The 14,828-nt window shown below is 71.2% G+C and carries 15 protein-coding genes; 5 read left to right on the forward strand and 10 right to left on the reverse strand.

Features of this window, described 5'->3' with window-relative positions:
- Positions 1–50: 50 nt before the first annotated feature.
- Positions 51–761 carry an aspartate/glutamate racemase family protein gene (locus ACFT4A_RS15775; RefSeq protein ID WP_382830181.1) on the reverse strand — a complete coding sequence of 237 codons (711 nt, stop codon included), beginning with the start codon at positions 759–761 and terminating at the stop codon, positions 51–53.
- Positions 758–2,101: a dicarboxylate/amino acid:cation symporter gene (locus tag ACFT4A_RS15780; RefSeq protein WP_382830183.1), complete on the reverse strand. Its 1,344-nt coding sequence runs from the start codon at positions 2,099–2,101 to the stop codon at positions 758–760. Before ACFT4A_RS15780 ends, ACFT4A_RS15775 begins: the two co-directional genes overlap by 4 nt.
- Before the next feature lie 106 nt (positions 2,102–2,207).
- On the opposite strand from ACFT4A_RS15780, the gene ACFT4A_RS15785 reads away from it, so the two are divergent.
- From ACFT4A_RS15785 to ACFT4A_RS15800, 4 genes are read left to right on the forward strand one after another with little or no spacing between them, the layout of a single operon-like run.
- Positions 2,208–3,638: an aspartate ammonia-lyase gene (locus ACFT4A_RS15785; protein ID WP_382830186.1), complete on the forward strand. Its 1,431-nt coding sequence runs from the start codon at positions 2,208–2,210 to the stop codon at positions 3,636–3,638.
- 13 nt (positions 3,639–3,651) lie between these two features.
- Positions 3,652–4,008 carry a TetR/AcrR family transcriptional regulator gene (locus ACFT4A_RS15790; RefSeq protein WP_382830188.1) on the forward strand — a complete coding sequence of 119 codons (357 nt, stop codon included), beginning with the start codon at positions 3,652–3,654 and terminating at the stop codon, positions 4,006–4,008.
- Positions 4,008–4,502 carry a hypothetical protein gene (locus ACFT4A_RS15795; RefSeq protein WP_382830190.1) on the forward strand — a complete coding sequence of 165 codons (495 nt, stop codon included), beginning with the start codon at positions 4,008–4,010 and terminating at the stop codon, positions 4,500–4,502. Before ACFT4A_RS15790 ends, ACFT4A_RS15795 begins: the two co-directional genes overlap by 1 nt.
- A complete protein-coding gene (locus ACFT4A_RS15800; RefSeq protein ID WP_382830193.1) occupies positions 4,432–5,172 on the forward strand; it encodes an SDR family NAD(P)-dependent oxidoreductase in 741 nt (246 codons plus the stop codon). The genes ACFT4A_RS15795 and ACFT4A_RS15800 overlap by 71 nt, the downstream gene beginning before the upstream one ends.
- On the opposite strand, the gene ACFT4A_RS15805 is transcribed toward ACFT4A_RS15800, so the two are convergent.
- Both ACFT4A_RS15805 and ACFT4A_RS15810 read right to left on the reverse strand, forming a co-directional pair.
- Positions 5,155–6,582 (reverse strand): amidase, encoded by a 1,428-nt coding sequence (locus ACFT4A_RS15805; protein ID WP_382830196.1) that lies wholly within the window; start codon positions 6,580–6,582, stop codon positions 5,155–5,157. The two genes, ACFT4A_RS15800 and ACFT4A_RS15805, sit on opposite strands and share 18 nt — an antisense overlap.
- A complete protein-coding gene (locus ACFT4A_RS15810) occupies positions 6,579–7,565 on the reverse strand; it encodes a divalent metal cation transporter (RefSeq protein WP_382830199.1) in 987 nt (328 codons plus the stop codon). Before ACFT4A_RS15810 ends, ACFT4A_RS15805 begins: the two co-directional genes overlap by 4 nt.
- Positions 7,566–7,597: 32 nt before the next feature.
- On the opposite strand from ACFT4A_RS15810, the gene ACFT4A_RS15815 reads away from it, so the two are divergent.
- Positions 7,598–8,026, forward strand: coding sequence for an Lrp/AsnC family transcriptional regulator (locus tag ACFT4A_RS15815; protein ID WP_382830202.1), 429 nt, complete (start codon positions 7,598–7,600; stop codon positions 8,024–8,026).
- 6 nt (positions 8,027–8,032) lie between these two features.
- On the opposite strand, the gene ACFT4A_RS15820 is transcribed toward ACFT4A_RS15815, so the two are convergent.
- Genes ACFT4A_RS15820 through ACFT4A_RS15845 form a run of 6 tightly spaced genes read right to left on the reverse strand, consistent with a single transcriptional unit; the run spans position 8,033 to position 14,783 of the window.
- A complete protein-coding gene (locus ACFT4A_RS15820) occupies positions 8,033–9,466 on the reverse strand; it encodes an aminobutyraldehyde dehydrogenase (RefSeq protein WP_382830204.1) in 1,434 nt (477 codons plus the stop codon).
- Positions 9,459–10,778 carry a flavin monoamine oxidase family protein gene (locus tag ACFT4A_RS15825; RefSeq protein ID WP_382830206.1) on the reverse strand — a complete coding sequence of 440 codons (1,320 nt, stop codon included), beginning with the start codon at positions 10,776–10,778 and terminating at the stop codon, positions 9,459–9,461. Before ACFT4A_RS15825 ends, ACFT4A_RS15820 begins: the two co-directional genes overlap by 8 nt.
- 31 nt (positions 10,779–10,809) lie before the next feature.
- The gene (locus ACFT4A_RS15830; protein ID WP_382830208.1) at positions 10,810–11,880 is read right to left on the reverse strand and encodes an ABC transporter ATP-binding protein; all 1,071 of its coding nucleotides are present in this window, start codon (positions 11,878–11,880) and stop codon (positions 10,810–10,812) included.
- A 3-nt stretch (positions 11,881–11,883) separates the two neighbouring features.
- On the reverse strand, positions 11,884–12,765 hold the full coding sequence (locus tag ACFT4A_RS15835; RefSeq protein ID WP_251058028.1) for an ABC transporter permease: 882 nt from the start codon (positions 12,763–12,765) through the stop codon (positions 11,884–11,886).
- Positions 12,762–13,655 (reverse strand): ABC transporter permease, encoded by an 894-nt coding sequence (locus ACFT4A_RS15840; RefSeq protein ID WP_382830211.1) that lies wholly within the window; start codon positions 13,653–13,655, stop codon positions 12,762–12,764. The genes ACFT4A_RS15835 and ACFT4A_RS15840 overlap by 4 nt, the downstream gene beginning before the upstream one ends.
- A 3-nt stretch (positions 13,656–13,658) precedes the next feature.
- Positions 13,659–14,783 carry a spermidine/putrescine ABC transporter substrate-binding protein gene (locus ACFT4A_RS15845; RefSeq protein WP_382830214.1) on the reverse strand — a complete coding sequence of 375 codons (1,125 nt, stop codon included), beginning with the start codon at positions 14,781–14,783 and terminating at the stop codon, positions 13,659–13,661.
- Between the last annotated feature and the right edge of the window lie 45 nt (positions 14,784–14,828).

Here is a 14,828-nt window from a genome sequence, read left to right on the forward strand (position 1 = left end):
GTACAGTACATCGGTCGCCGCTCGGCATCCCCGCTCACCCGCCTTCGTCCTCAGGCCGCGCGCATCCGCCGGACCAGGGCCTGCGCCAGGACGGCGGCCGGATCGATCAGAGGGACCTCGACCGTCGCGGCGGACAGCCCGAGAGGGATCTCCGTGCAGCCCGCGATGATCACTTGCGCTCCCCGGTCCGTGAGTCCGCGCGCGGCACGCGCCAGCGGTGCGGTGGCCGTGGCGTCCCGCCGGCCGGCCTTCACCGCGTGGATGGCGGCCATGACCTCGTCCCGCTGGCTGTCGGGGCCGGGCAGCGCGAGGCTGATTCCGAAGCGGTCCAGCCACTCCTGGTAGAGGCCCGCACGGACGGTTCCGGTCGTGGCGAGCAGCCCGGCGGTGTGCACAGGGGGCCGCAGGGCGGTCAGGTGCCGTGCGACCTCGCCGATCATGTGGACGATGGGCAGGCCCACATGGCCGGCGATGCGGGGGACGAACGCGTGGGCGGTGTTGCAGGGGATGGCGATGAGGGTGGCGCCCGCCTCGCGCAGGACGCGCCCGCCGTGCAGGAGCCAGGGAGTCGGGTCGGGGCCGTCGCCGATCAGGGCCGCGGTGCGGTCGGGGATGGTGGGGTCGGACCAGATGACCGTCCTGAGGTGGTCCTGGTCGCTGCTGCCCGGCGTCATCGACACCAGCTTGGCGTAGAAGTCGGCGGTGGCGGCCGGGCCCATGCCGCCGAGGATGCCGATGATCTCCGAGGGGGAGGCGGTCACTGGACGGGTTCCTTCTGGAGGGCCGTGGCCCCGGTCCCGGCCGGGGTGCGGGGGAGGTCGTCGGCGCCGCGCTTGGCCTCGCGCCGTTTCTCGGAGCTGTCGACGACGGCGGCGGCGAGTGAGTTGCCGATGACGTTCACGCCGGTGCGGGCCATGTCGACGATGAAGTCGACGCCGAGGAGCAGCGCGACGCCTTCGGCGGGCAGGCCGATGGAGTTGCCGGCGGCGATGAGCACGACGATGGAGGCGGAGGCGACACCGGCCATGCCCTTGGAGAGGATCACCAGCACGCCGACCATGAGGAGCAGGGCGGGCAGCGAGGTGTCGGCGCCGTAGGCGTTGGCGAGGAAGACCAGGGCGGCGGCCTGGTAGAGGACCGAGCCGTCGGTGTTGAAGGAGTAGCCGAGCGGAACGACGAACGAGGTCGTCGACCGGCTGAGGCCGAACGCCTCGAGCTTGCCCATCAGCGGGGCCAGCACCGATTCGGAGCTGCGGGTGACGAAGGCGATCCCGGCCAGCCCGGCGATCGACTTCATCAGCGCGACGTAGCGGATGCGGTAGAACGCGGCGATCAGCGGGAACAGCACGCCGATGACGATGGCCAGGCCCGCGTAGACCACGGCGATGAAGCCCAGCAGACTGCGCAGGTTGCCGAAGCCGTAGTGGGCGACGTCGTAGGAGATGAAGCCGAGGACGCCCAGGGGTGCGATGCGGATGACGTAGCCGACGACCTTGAACATCACCGAGGCGACGGACTCCAGGACGGCGGCGAAGGGCTCGGACTTCTCCCCGATCGCGGCCATGGCGACGCCCACGAGCAGGGCGAAGACGATCGCGCCGAGCAGATTGCCCTCGCCGAACGCGGCGAAGATGTTCTTCGGGAAGGCGTGCAGGACCAGTTCGTGGAAGTCGATGCCCTGGCTCATGCCGTCCAGGTCCTCGGCGTCGGCCCCCTGGACGGGGGCGCCCTTGCCGATGCCCGTGAACTTCGCGAGGCCGACCGCGATCAGCAGGATGACGGTCGTGACGATCTCGAAGTAGAGGATGGCCTTGCCGGCGATCCGGCCGACCTTCTTGACCGACTCCATGCGGGCGATGCCCAGCACGATGAGCGGGAAGACCAGCGGCAGGACCACGACCTGCACCAGGTTCAGGAACACCTCCCCGAGGATCTTCATCTGCTCCCCGGCCGACGGGGTGAGGGTTCCGATGAGGGCTCCGAGCCCGACGGCGATGATCGACTGGATGCCGATCGGCATCTTCAGACAGCGCCGCCAGAACCCTGTGCGCCGGGTCGGTGGGGTGTCTGTGCTGGTGGGACGGGGGTGAGCGGTGTCCATGGGGCCTCCTGCCATATGCAATATATTGCGTTCTGCGTTTTGGCGGGTAACACTGGGCCCGGAAGCGGGGGCCTGTCAAGGGGTCCGCAAGGACGAGGAGCATCAGATGGCGCGGAGCACACGCATCGAGCACGACCTGGTGGGAGACAAGGAGGTCCCCGCCGACGACTACTACGGCGTGCACACCGTGCGGGCCGTGGAGAACTTCGCGATCACCGGATCGACCATCGCCCGGTTCCCCGACCTGATCGCCGCACTGGCCGCCGTCAAACAGGCCGCCGCGCAGGCCAACCGTGATCTCGGCCTGCTGCCGCCGGATATCGCCGGGGCGATCATCGGCGCGTGCCAGGAGATCGGATCCGGGCGGCTCGTCGACCAGTTCGTCGTCGACCCTGTCCAGGGCGGGGCCGGCACGTCGACGAACATGAACGCGAACGAGGTCATCGCCAACCGGGCCCTGGAGATCCTCGGCCACCCGCGCGGCTGCTACGACGTGATCCACCCGCTCGACCACGTCAACCTCGGGCAGAGCACCAACGACGTCTACCCCACCGCCGTACGTCTGGCCCTGGTCGCCTCACTGCGCCGCCTCGGCGACTCCCTGGGGGCGCTCGCCACGGCCTTCACCGACAAGGCGACGGACTTCGGCGATGTACTGAAGATGGGCCGCACCCAGCTCCAGGACGCGGTCCCCATGACGCTGGGTCAGGAGTTCACCACCTACGCCGTCATGATCGAGGAGGACCGCCAGCGGCTCACCGAGGCCGCCACCCTGCTGCTGGAGTCCCACCTCGGCGGCACCGCGATCGGCACCGGCATCAACGGCCACCCCCGCTACGCCGAACTCGCCTGCGCGTATCTCGCCGACATCAGCGGCGAACCCGTCCGGCCCGCGGGCGACTTCATCGAAGCCACCCAGGACTGCGGTGCCTTCGTCCAGCTCTCCGGCGTCCTCAAGCGCGTCGCGGTGAAGCTCTCCAAGACGTGCAACGATCTGCGGCTGATGTCCTCCGGCCCCACGGCCGGGCTCGGCGAGATCAACCTGCCGCCGGTGCAGGCCGGTTCGTCCATCATGCCCGGCAAGGTCAACCCGGTGATCCCCGAGGTCGTCAACCAGGTCGCCTTCGAGGTCATCGGCAACGACCTGACCGTCACCATGGCCGCCGAGGCCGGACAGCTCCAGCTCAACGCGTTCGAACCCGTCATCGCCTACAGCCTGCTGCGCTCCCTGACCCAGCTGCGCGCCGCCTGCGACACGCTCGCCGTCCGCTGCGTCCCGGGCATCACCGCCAACCGCGAACACCTCCGCGGCACGGTCCACCGCTCCATCGGCCTCGTGACCGCCCTCGCCCCGCACATCGGCTACGCCGCCGCCACCACGCTGGCGGGCCAGGCCCTCGCCACGGGCCGCGGCATCAAGGAACTGGCCGCGGAAGCGGGTCTGCTCACCGCCGAGGAGCTGGAAACGATCCTGCGCCCGGAGAACCTCACCGGGCAGGCGCCCGTGCCGGACGCTCCGGCCGTGCTGCCCGCCTAGAAATGGATAGGTCATGCCGGTAGTTAGACTGGCCGGTATGACCCGCCGCGCCCAGCAATCCGATGGCCCCCCATCTGATGGCCCCGCCGTACAGCCGCTGCGCAGCGACGCCGAGCGCAACCGGGAGCGGATCATCGCCGCCGCGCGCCTGGTGTTCGCGCGGGACGGCCTGAACGCCTCCATGGCGTCCGTGGCCCGTGAGGCGGGGGTGGGGATCGCCACGATGTTCCGGCGCTTCCCGACGAAGGAGGAGCTGGTCGCCGCCGTCTTCGCCGATCGCATGGACGCCTACGCGGACGCGGTGGCGGTCGCCCTGGAGGACCCGGACCCTGGAACGGTTTCGTCGGCTACATCGAGACGGCCTGCGTGATGCAGGCCGCCGACTGCGGCTTCGCCGACGTCCTGACCATGACCTTCCCCACCGCCAAGGCGCTGGAGCGGCGCCGCGACGAGGCGTACGCCTCCATGGTCGACCTCATCGGCCGTGCCAAGGCCACCGGCCGGCTGCGCGAGGACTTCGACCCCTCGGACCTGGTGCTGATCCACATGGCCAACGCCGGTGTCGTCAACGCCACCGGCGAGGCCGCCCCCGATGCCTGGCGCCGCGTCGTCGGCCTGCTGATCCAGTCCCTGGAGGCCCCCGCCTGCGGCCCCTGCCCGACTCGCCCGAGCACGACGCCCTCTACAAGGCCATGCTCCGCGCCGGCCCCGGGGGTCCCACCGCTGCGGCCCCGGACGAGAGCGGCTGATCTCCGGACCGGATCGGCCCACAGACACAAGGGAGTTGGCCGACATGGCACTGGTCCTGGTGACCGGCGCGGCTGCCGGACTCGGGCACGACACGGCGAACGCGCTGGCCGATGACGGGCACGACGTGGTCATCCACGTCCGCAACCCGGCCCGTCTCACCGAGGTGGGTGACGGCGACACGGCCCGGTGGAAGGGCGTCATCACCGGGGACCTCGCCGAGCCGGACGAGATCCACGGTGTCGCCCGGCAGGCCTCCGGGTTCGGCCGTTTCGACGCCGTCATCCACAACGCCGGCGTCATGAACCGCCCGGAGGACGTCACCGTCAACACCGTCGCGCCCTACCTGCTGACGGCCCTGATGGAGAAGCCGGCCAGGCTCGTCTACCTCAGCAGCTCCATGCACCGGACCGGCTCCACCTACCTGCGACGGCTGACCTCCGGCACCGCTTCCTACGACGACACCAAGCTGTGGGTCACCGCCCTCGCGCTCGCCTTCGCGTCCCGCTGGGAAGGAACGTCCAGCCACGCGGTCGACCCGGGGTGGGTCCCTACCCGCATGGGCGGTCGCGGCGCCCCGGACGACCTGACCGCCGGCCATCAGACCCAGGTCCGGCTCGCCACGCACCCCGACGTGACCCCGAGCACCGGCGGCTACTGGTACCACCAGCAGCTACAGACACCCCACCCCGCCGCGCAGGACGAGGAGTTCCAGGCCCGCCTCATCCAAGCCCTGGAGCACCACACAGGCGTCCCGCTCGACTCTCGGTCAACAGCTCGCAGCTGAGGGGGGACGCCGTTCCCCCACCCGTGTCGCCTGCTCGAAGGCGTGACCCGCCCTCAGTACGGCCGTGTCCCCCCGGTGCGGCCCCACCACCTGGAGTCCGACCGGCAGTCCGGCCGGGGTGAAGCCGGCCGGGACGGACAGGGCCGGGCAGCCGGTCATCGTGATCAGGTAGGCCGAGCGCATCCAGTCCAGATACGTCTCCATGCCGGTGCCGTCCACGGACGCGGGGTAGGAGAGACCGACGTCGAAGGGCGCGACCTGGCTGACCGGCAGCAGCAGGACGTCGTACGACGCGAAGAACTCGCGCACCCGGTGGAAGAGCGCGGCCTGCAGCAGCTGGGCGCGGCCCAGGTCCGGCCCCGTGAGCTTGCGGCCCTCCTCGATGTTCCACACGACGTCCGGGGCCATGCGGTGCCGGTGCTCGTCCAGCAGGGGACCGTAGGCGAGCTCCATCTGCCAGGCGCGCTGGACGAGAAAGGCCTCGTCGGCACCGGACAGGTCGGGGCAGACCTCCTCGACCTCGCAGCCCAGCGCGCCGAACACCTCCACCGCGCCCCGCACCACGTCCCGGACCTCCGGGTCGACGGGCACGCTCCCGCCGAGGTCGGGCGACCATGCGACCCGCAAGCCACGGATGTCGCCGTCGAGCGGGCCGGCGAAGGCGGACCCCGGTGTGTCGAGGGCGAGCGGGCTGCGCGGGTCCGGTCCGGCGAGGACGGACAGCAGCAGCGCGACGTCCTGCACCGTCCGTGCCATGGGGCCCTTCACCGACAGCTGCCCCCAGGGCGCCTTGTCGGGCCAGGAAGGGACCCGGCCGGGGGAGGGCCGCAGCCCGACCACGTTGTTGAAGGACGCCGGGTTGCGCAGGGAGCCGCCGGTGTCGCTGCCGTCGGCGATCGGCAGCATGCCGCAGGCCAGGGCGGCCCCGGCGCCGCCGCTGCTGCCGCCCGCGCTGCGCGACAGGTCGTAGGGATTGCGGGTCGCGCCGAAGACGGGGTTGACGGTGTGGGAACCCATGCCGAGTTCGGGCACGTTGGTCTTGCCGAGCGTGATGGCCCCGGCACCCTTGAGGCGTTCGACGACCAGATGGTCCCGGGTGGGGACGTGGTCGGCGAAGAGGGGGGAGCCGTACGTCGTGCGGATGCCCGCCGTGTCGTGGAGGTCCTTGTGCGCGACGGGCAGCCCGTGCAGAGGTCCGGCCTCCGCCCCCGAGGCAAGTCGCTCGTCCGCCTCGGCCGCCTCCTGGAGCGCCCGGTCGGCGACGAGCGTGACGATCGCGTTCACCGACGGATTGACCCGGTCGACGCGTTCGAGGTGGGCGGTGACGACCTCACGCGCGGACACCTCACGCCGGCGCAGGGCGGCGGCGAGGTCGGTCGCGGTGGTGAAGCACAGGTCGGCGGGGTTCACAGTCCTCCCGGGGTTTCCTTGATCTGGACTACGGCGAGCACCCCGAACAGGGCGAAGGAGCTCGACAGCAGCACGTTCGAGACGGTGTTGCTGCGGTACGGCTGACGCAGGCCACGCCGGTTGAGGAGCACCAGCAGTGCCCCGGACAGCAGCGGCAGGACGAGCGAGCCCACGGCCGCGTAGGCGAGCACCTGCGGGACCGGCCGGCCCATGAAGGTCACCGCCACGGACGCGACCGCGCAGTACAGCACGAACAGGCGGAACGGACGGCTGCGCTGGCCCATGTGCCGTTCGGCCTCGGCGTCCGGCACCCCGCGCAGGGTGCGCAGCGAATCGGCCAGCAGATAGCACAGGGCGTTGAAGCCGCCGACCAGGGCACTCAGGGTCACGAGGAAGAGGGTGCCCAGGAACAGCACCCGTGCCACCCACCCGAGGTCCGCGCCGAGCGGTTCGGCCAGCGCGGTCAGCCCGTCGTTGCCGGTGATCGTCCGGCCGCTGCCGGACAGCAGGCCGGTGCCCACGATCGAGGTGCACACCACGAACAGGAACGTGACCCCGTAGCTCACCGCCGAATCGGCCCGCATGACGGGCAGCCAGCTCCGGTGCTGCCAGCCCTTCTCCCGCAGCCAGTAGCTGTACGAGGCCACCCCGGCCGTGCCGCCCACCCCGCCGACCAGGGCCAGCACGGTGACCACATCGCCCGCCGGCAGCCGCGGCCGCGGCGAGGACACCAGAGCGGACGGGTCGTCCAAGGTGACGAGCGTGGCCACGGCCAGTACGACCATGCCGACGAACTTGGCCAGCATGAACCCGATCATCACCCGCTCGAACAGCGCGTACCGGCCCACGTACACGAGCCCGGCCGACGCCAGCGCGATCACCACGGCCGGCGGCCTCAGCGGCAGCCCGGGGAACAGCGTCGTCAGCGCGAGCGAGGCGACCGAGCTCAGGGCCGCCCCGTACAGCAGCCCGATGACCAGCACGAACGCGAAGAAGGCGGACAGCCGACCGCCTGTTGGTGAACACCCTGGCCGAGGACGGGCGGTGCACCTACGACGAACTGGCCCGGGTGTCCGGGGTGTCCGAGGCCACCGCCCGACGCCGGCTGGGCGCCCTGCGCCGGGAGGGGCGCGTCCGCGTCCGGGCCGTGATCGAACCGGTGCTGCTCGGACTGCCGGTGGAGGCCGTGCTGTGGGTGCGTGCCGTCCCGGCCGGCGTCGACAGGGTGGCGGCGGCGCTCGCCGAGTCCCCGCACGTCCGGTACGTCAGCTTCGTCACCGGCGAACGCCAACTGCTCGCGCTGACCGCCTTCCCGGACGAGGCCGCCCTCCACGACTTCGTGACGCGCTCCCCGTGGCTGGACGCGGCGGCGTCCGTGGATGTGTCGATGGTCCTCGGATCCCTGAAGCGGGGCGGGATGCTCGCACCGTGGCTGCGCGATTGACGCCCCTCACAGCATCACGTGCTTGACCTGCGTGTAGTCGAGCAGACCGGTGAGCGACAGGTCGCTGCCGTACCCGGAGTGGCGTACGCCGCCGTGGGGCATCTCCGACACCGTCGTGCCATGGGTGTTGACCCAGACGATGCCGGTCCGCAGCGCGCGACTCGCCCGCATGGCCCGGTCGTGGTCGCGGGTCCAGACGCTCGCCGCGAGCCCCTGGGGCACGCCGTTGGCCAGGCGGAAGGCCTCGGACTCGTCGGTGAAGGGCTGGACGGTGACGACCGGGCCGAACACCTCGTTCCGTACGATCTCGTCCTCCTGCCGCGCCCCGGCGACCACCGTGGCCTGGTGGAAGTAGCCGGGGCGGGGCAGGGCCGAGCCGCCGGTGACGATCTCGGCGTGATCCGGAAGCCTGTCCAACAGGCACCGCACATGGGTGAGTTGGGCCGCGTTGGCGAGCGGGCCGAACGCGGCCCGCTCGTCGTCCGGTGCTCCGGGCCGTCGGCCGGCGGCCCGTTCGGCGAAGCGGGCGAGGAAGCCGTCGTGGATCCGCCGGTCGACCAGGATCCTGGTCGCGGCCGTGCAGTCCTGCCCCGCGTTGTAGAAGGACAGCGACGACAGCTGTTCCACCGCGTCGTCGAGATCGGCGTCCGCGTGGATCAGCACCGGCGCGTTGCCGCCGAGTTCCAGGTGCAGCCGCTTGAGGTCGCCGGCCGCAGCGGCGGCGATCTCCTGCCCCGCGCGGACACTGCCGGTGACGGCCACCAGCCGCACGTCGGGGTGGGCGACGAGGGACCGCCCGGTGTCGCGGTCGCCGCACACGACGTTGAGCACGCCGGGCGGCAGGTGCTCGGCGGCGAGCCGGGCCAGGAGCACCGCCGAGGACGGTGTGGTGTCGGACGGTTTCAGGACGACCGTGTTGCCGGCGGCCAGCGCCGGGGCGACCTTCCATACGGCCATCATCAGCGGATAGTTCCACGGGGTGATCTGGGCACAGACGCCGACCGGCTCGCGGCGCAGCACGGAGGTACGGCCCGGTGTGTACTCGGCGGCCGCCGCGCCCGGCAAGTTGCGGGCGGCTCCGGCGAAGTACCGCAACACGTCCACGATCGCGGGCAGTTCGTCACCCAGGAACAAGGCGCGCGGTTTGCCCGTGTCGTCCACCTCGGCGCTCGCCACCGCTCCGGCCTCCCGCTCCAGCGCGTCGGCGATCCGCAGCAGCGCGGCCTGCCGCTGTGCCGGAGTCGTCACCGCCCAGCCGTGAAAGGCCTCCTCGGCCGCCCGGCAGGCCGCGTCCACGTCCTCGGGGCCGGCGAGCGGGGCCGTGCCGTGCGGGAGCCCGGTGGCCGGGTCGATCAGCCGCAGGGTGGCGCCGGAGGCCGCCGGTACCTCCTCGCCGCCGATGTGGTTGAGGACCTGCGCGAGGTCAGAGGTGTCAGCCACGGCGCAGTGCCTCCTCGGCGGCGGCGCGGCCCGTGCGGACGGCGCCCTCCATGTATCCCGCGACCCACTGGTCGGAGCCGCAGACGTAGAACGGCGGTTCATGCGTGCCGTGCAGCGGGCCGACCGCCATGACCTCGCCCGGCGGCCACTGGGTGACATAGCCCTGGGTCCACGGGTCGGTGCCCCACAGCCGCAGATGGCACGCGGTCGGGCGGAGCGCCTCGTCGCCGAACAGGCCGGCCATCTCGGCGAGCAACTCGGGGGTGCGTCGCTGCGGCGGGGTGCCGAGCAGGACGCCGTAGCGCTCGGGCGGGATCAGGGCCGACAGAACGCCCTCGTTCTGCGGCCAGGTGCTGCCCAGCACTCCCTCGGCTTCGGAGAGGCCGTTCAGATCGGCATCCCGCCAGAAGGGACGGTCGTAGACGGCGGCGAACTTCGCGGCCGTCGCGTGGCGTTGGCGGTGCAGGGAGGCGATCCTGGCCTCGCCGACCCCGGTGATCGCGACGGACCGCAGCGGGCCCACCGGGAGGGCGCTCACCACGGCCGTCGCGGTGAGGACCTCGCCCGTGGCCAGGCGTACGGCGCAACGGTCCGGGCGGATGTCCAGCGCGGCGACGGGGGAGCCGAGCCGGATGCGCGGACCGAGTTCCCGGCCCATGACCTCGGCGAGCGTCGCCGAGCCGTCGGCCAGTCGTAGTCCCTCCCAGTCCTCGTAGTCGTAGTCGCCCGTGCCCGATCCGGGGACCGCCGCGCTCTTGCGCAGTGCGGACAGCAGGGAGATCCGCTCGTAGGAGCCGCCGGCCAGGGCGAGTTGGCCGATGTCCCACAGGCGTACCACGGCGGGCGTGGCCTGCCGGGAGCGCAGCCAGTCGGCCACCGACAGCCGGTCTAGGGCGGACGCGTCCGGATGCGACCACGGGTCGTCCGGGTCGACGGTGGCGGCCAGGCCGGTGAACTCGGCGCTCAGGCGCTCGTGCAGGGCCGGGTCGCCGGGGCCGAACCAGTGCGGCGGATCACCGGCCGAGCTGCCCTCCGCAGTGGCCCGGGTCATGAGGCCGGGCTCGGCCACATAGCTGGGAACCAGCTTCAGGCCGAGTTCCTCGGCGAGCCGGAGATAGGCGGTGTGCCCGTGGCCGACGACCTCACCGCCCAGCTGGACGGTACGGCCGTCGGGGGTGCGGGTCTGCTCGACCCGGCCGCCGATCCGGTCTCGGGCCTCCAGGACGAGCACGTCGGTGCCGGCGGCGGCCAGGTCCCGGGCGGCGGAGAGCCCCGCCAACCCGGCGCCCAGCACGATCACGTCGTGATGCATGGGTTCGCTTTCGTCAGAGATGTCGGGGCGTTCAGGCCAGGACCAGGCAGTGCTCGGGCCGCCAGCCGAACTCCACCGTCTCGCCGCCGCACCAGCGGTCCTCCATGCGCGCACGGTCCGTGTTCTGCTCCAGCACCGACAGCGTGACGCCCGGGGCGAGTTCGATCAGATAGGTCGTGGTCGGGCCGCTGTAGACGGTCTCGCGGACGACACCGCTCAGCATCGACATGCCGGGCTCGAAGTCCGACAGCCAGATCTTCTCGGGGCGCACGGTCACGCTGACGGTGGTGCCGTCCGCGATCTCGGAGCGGGGGCCGACGGGCAGGGCGGGGCCCTTCTCCAGCGACACTTCACCGCCCCGGTAGGTGCCCGTCATCAGGTTGGAGGTCCCCATGAAGGAGGCGATGAAGCCGGTGGCGGGGTGCTCGTAGATGTCCTCGGGCGTGCCGCACTGCTCGATGCGGCCCTCGTTCATCACGGCGATCCGGTCGGACATGGTCAGCGCCTCGTCCTGGTCGTGGGTGACGAAGACGAAGGTGATGCCGACCTCGCGCTGGATCTGCTTCAGCTCCACCTGCATCTGCCGGCGCAGCTTCAGATCGAGGGCGGCCAGCGGCTCGTCGAGGAGCAGGACGGCCGGACGGTTGACCAGCGCGCGGGCCAGCGCGACACGCTGCCGCTGACCGCCGGAGAGCGTGCCGGGCTTGCGGTCGGCCAGCCCGGCGAGCTGGATCAGCTCCAGCATCTCGCCGACCCGCTGCCGGATCTCCGCCTTGGCGACGCCCTTGCGCTTGAGGCCGAAGCCCACGTTGTCGGCGATGCTCAGATGGTCGAAGAGGGCGTAGCTCTGGAAGACCGTGTTGACGTTGCGCTTGTTCGGCGGCAGCGCCGTCACGTCCTCGCCGCCGAGGAGCACCGCTCCCTCGGTGGGGTCGCTGAACCCGCCGATCATGCGCAGTGTCGTGGTCTTGCCGCAGCCGGACGGGCCCAGCAGGGAGAAGAAATGGCCGGCCTCGATGTCGAGATCGAGCTGGTGGACGGCGTAGGAGTCGGCGAACTGCTTGGAGACACCGTCGAGCCGGACGGCGGGGGTCGCGTCCATGGGTCACTTCCCGGAGAAGAGGTCGAGGCCGCCGCGGCGGCCGAAGAGGCGCGGGATGAACAGGGCCAGGGCGATCAGGGCGATGGATCCCGCGAGCATCAGGGTGCCGACCGCGTTGATGGTGGGCTGCACGCCGAAACGGATCGCCGAGTAGATCCGCACCGACAGCGGCTGCGGGTCGACGCCGGTGGTGAAGTAGGCGAGCACGAAGTCGTCGAAGACGAGCGCGAAGATCAGTACGGCACTTGCCAGCACGGCGGGCAGCAGCGCCGGCAGTGTCACCAGCCGGACCGCCTGCCACCGGGTGGCCCCGAGGTCCATCGCGGCCTCCTCCACCTCCGGGTTCAGCGCGGCGACCCGTGAGCGGAGGACGACCGTGACGTACGAGATGGAGAAGGTGATCTCGGCGAGCATCACCGTGCCGGTGGACAGCGGCACGCCCAGTCCCTTGAACAGCAGCATCGACGCCACGCCCGTGACGATCTCCGGCGTGATCAGCGGCACCAGCATGACCAGGCCGGCCAGCGAGCCCAGCCGGGTGCGGCACCGGACCAGGCCGAGCGCGAGCGCCACCCCGAGGAGCAGCGAACCTGCCATCGCCACCAGGGAGATCCGCAGGCTGGTGCCCAGGGAGGCGAGGAGGACCTCGTCGTGGGCGAAGGCGCGGTACCAGCGCAGGCTGAACCCGTCGAACACCGTCAGCGACTTCTGGGAGTTGAAGGAGAACAGCGCCACCACGGCGATGGGCAGATAGAGCAGCGCGAAGAACAGCCCGGTGACCGCGATGAGGACGCGGGGCCTGCGGTGGGCCCGGCCGCGCCGCGCAGGGGTCCGGGCAGCCGGACGCGCCGGGGCGGTGGGGGAGGGGAGCCGGAGCAGGGTCATCGGCGTGCCTCCGCCTCGTCCTTGCGGGTCCGCCGCAGATAGCCGAGCATCCCGATCAGCAGGACCAGCATCAGCAGCATGGTGAGGGCGGAGCCGAGCGGCCAGTTCTGGCCCTGGAAGAACTTGTCCTGGATGAGGTTGCCGATCATGATCTGGTCCGGGCCTCCCATGAGCTGTGCGCTGACGAAGTCGCCCATCGCGGGCAGGAAGACCAGGACGAGCCCGGCCGCCGCGCCCTGCCGGGTGGCGGGCAGGGTGACGAAGAAGAAGGTGCGGACCGGGCCGCCGTACAGATCGCGGCCGGCCTCGATGAGGGAGACGTCCAGCCGTTCCAGGGCCGCGTACAGCGGGATGATCATGAAGACGGCGAAGCCGTAGACGAGCCCCGCGACCACGCCGAAGCCGCTGTGGAGGATCTTCGTGCCGACGTCGGCGAGCCCCACCGCGCGCAGAGTGCGCAGTACGGGCCCGTCGTCGGAGAGGACCACGGACCAGCCGTACATCCGCACCAGGTAGTTGGCGAAGAACGGCACCACGATCGCGGCGATCAGCGCGTGCTTGTACCGCCCGCCGTGCAGGGCGATGGTGTACGCCACCGGATAGGCGATCAGCAGACAGATCAGACAGGTCAGCAGGGCGTAGCCGAGGGAGCGGGCCAGGACCTCGGTGTAGGCGGGGTCCGCGAGGGCGCGCACGCCGGACAGGTCGAAGCCGAAGCGCGGGTTGCCCAGCTCGTCGGTGGTGCCGACCGCCAGGACGCCGACCAGGACCAGTGAGGCGACCAGGAAGCCGGTCATCCAGAGCGTGCCGGGCAGCATGAGCCAGGTCCAGACGCGGGTGCCGTCGGTATCCCGGCGGCGGGCGCGGGAGGAGGGGCGGAGCAGTGCCATGTCTCAGCCCGCCTTCACATGGGTCCAGGCGGTGTCGCGGGCGTCCTCCGCCGCGCGGCCGCCGTTGCGGAAGAACAGGTCGGCCTTCAGGTCCGCCTCGGTGACGAGGCACTCGGGGAAGGGCTCGACCAGGTCGGCGTAGACCTTCTCGGCGCCCGCGACCGGCATCGGGTAGCCGATGTACTCGATGTTCCGCTTCACGTTCTCCGGCCGCAGCATGTAGTCGATGAACAGCATCGCGGTGCCGGGGTGGGCCGCGTTCCAGGGAATGGCGTAGCAGTCGGAGTTGATCGGCGTGCCCTCCTTGGGGGCCTGGAAGCCGAACACGGACGGGTCCTCGGCCTGGTTGAGCATGGCGGCCATGTCGCCGCTCCACGCCTGCTGGATCAGCGCGTTGCCGTTGAGGAGGTTGTTGTAGCTGTCGCTGGAGAAGCCGCGCAGCCGCGGACGCAGGGTGCCCAGCAGCGAGGTGATCCGGTCGAGGGCGCCGGTGTCACCCGAACTGACGTCGAGGCCGAGCGCGAGGGCGCCCATGCCGAGGACCTCGTCGCGGTCGTCCAGCAGGAAGACCTTCCCCTTGGCCCGGTCGCTCCACAGGTCTCGCCAGCTGTCGGCGAGTTCGCCGATCCGGTCGCGACGCCAGCCGATACCGGTCTTGTACGTCGTGAAGGGGATCGTGTGCGCGGAGCCCGGGTCGTACCAGGGGTCGGCGAAGTAGCTGTACGAGCCGAACACAGCCCGGGAGTTGGTGAGGTGAGAGTGGTCGATACGGCGCAGCCGACCGCCGCGGACCAGGCGCTGGGCCCATTTGGCCGAGGGGAAGACGATGTCGTAGCGGTTGCCGGCGTTGAGCTTGGCGACCATGCCTTCCATCGAGTCGAAGTTCGACTGGATGACCTTGACGCCGTACTCCTTCTCGAAGCCCTTGAACACGGCCGGGTCGACGTAGTCGGCCCAGTTGAAGTAGACGAGGTCTCCGTCGACGCGCGGCTCGACCGGGGCGAGCCGGTCGGCGTCGGGTTTCTTCGCGGGCATGAACCCGCAGCCGCCGGCCGCGGCGCCCAGCAGGCCGCAGGCGCCCGCCCGCAGCACGGCACGGCGGGACGGCGGTATTGCCTCGGGGGACATGAAGCGTCCTCTCCGTCGAGGAACGGCACAACTCCAGGGCGGGAC

Source organism: Streptomyces sp. NPDC057099 (assembly GCF_042671245.1).
In the GTDB taxonomy this organism is placed as follows: Bacteria; Actinomycetota; Actinomycetes; order Streptomycetales; family Streptomycetaceae; genus Streptomyces; species Streptomyces purpurascens.

Coding starts and splice junctions, on each gene's coding strand:
- ACFT4A_RS15785 (WP_382830186.1), top strand. CDS start 2,208: ATGGCGCGGAGCACACGCATCGAGCACGACCTGGTGGGAGACAAGGAG.
- ACFT4A_RS15840 (WP_382830211.1), bottom strand. CDS start 13,655: ATGGCACTGCTCCGCCCCTCCTCCCGCGCCCGCCGCCGGGATACCGAC.
- ACFT4A_RS15790 (WP_382830188.1), top strand. CDS start 3,652: ATGCCGGTAGTTAGACTGGCCGGTATGACCCGCCGCGCCCAGCAATCC.
- ACFT4A_RS15825 (WP_382830206.1), bottom strand. CDS start 10,778: ATGCATCACGACGTGATCGTGCTGGGCGCCGGGTTGGCGGGGCTCTCC.
- ACFT4A_RS15830 (WP_382830208.1), bottom strand. CDS start 11,880: ATGGACGCGACCCCCGCCGTCCGGCTCGACGGTGTCTCCAAGCAGTTC.
- ACFT4A_RS15845 (WP_382830214.1), bottom strand. CDS start 14,783: ATGTCCCCCGAGGCAATACCGCCGTCCCGCCGTGCCGTGCTGCGGGCG.
- ACFT4A_RS15835 (WP_251058028.1), bottom strand. CDS start 12,765: ATGACCCTGCTCCGGCTCCCCTCCCCCACCGCCCCGGCGCGTCCGGCT.
- ACFT4A_RS15800 (WP_382830193.1), top strand. CDS start 4,432: ATGGCACTGGTCCTGGTGACCGGCGCGGCTGCCGGACTCGGGCACGAC.
- ACFT4A_RS15795 (WP_382830190.1), top strand. CDS start 4,008: ATGCAGGCCGCCGACTGCGGCTTCGCCGACGTCCTGACCATGACCTTC.
- ACFT4A_RS15780 (WP_382830183.1), bottom strand. CDS start 2,101: ATGGACACCGCTCACCCCCGTCCCACCAGCACAGACACCCCACCGACC.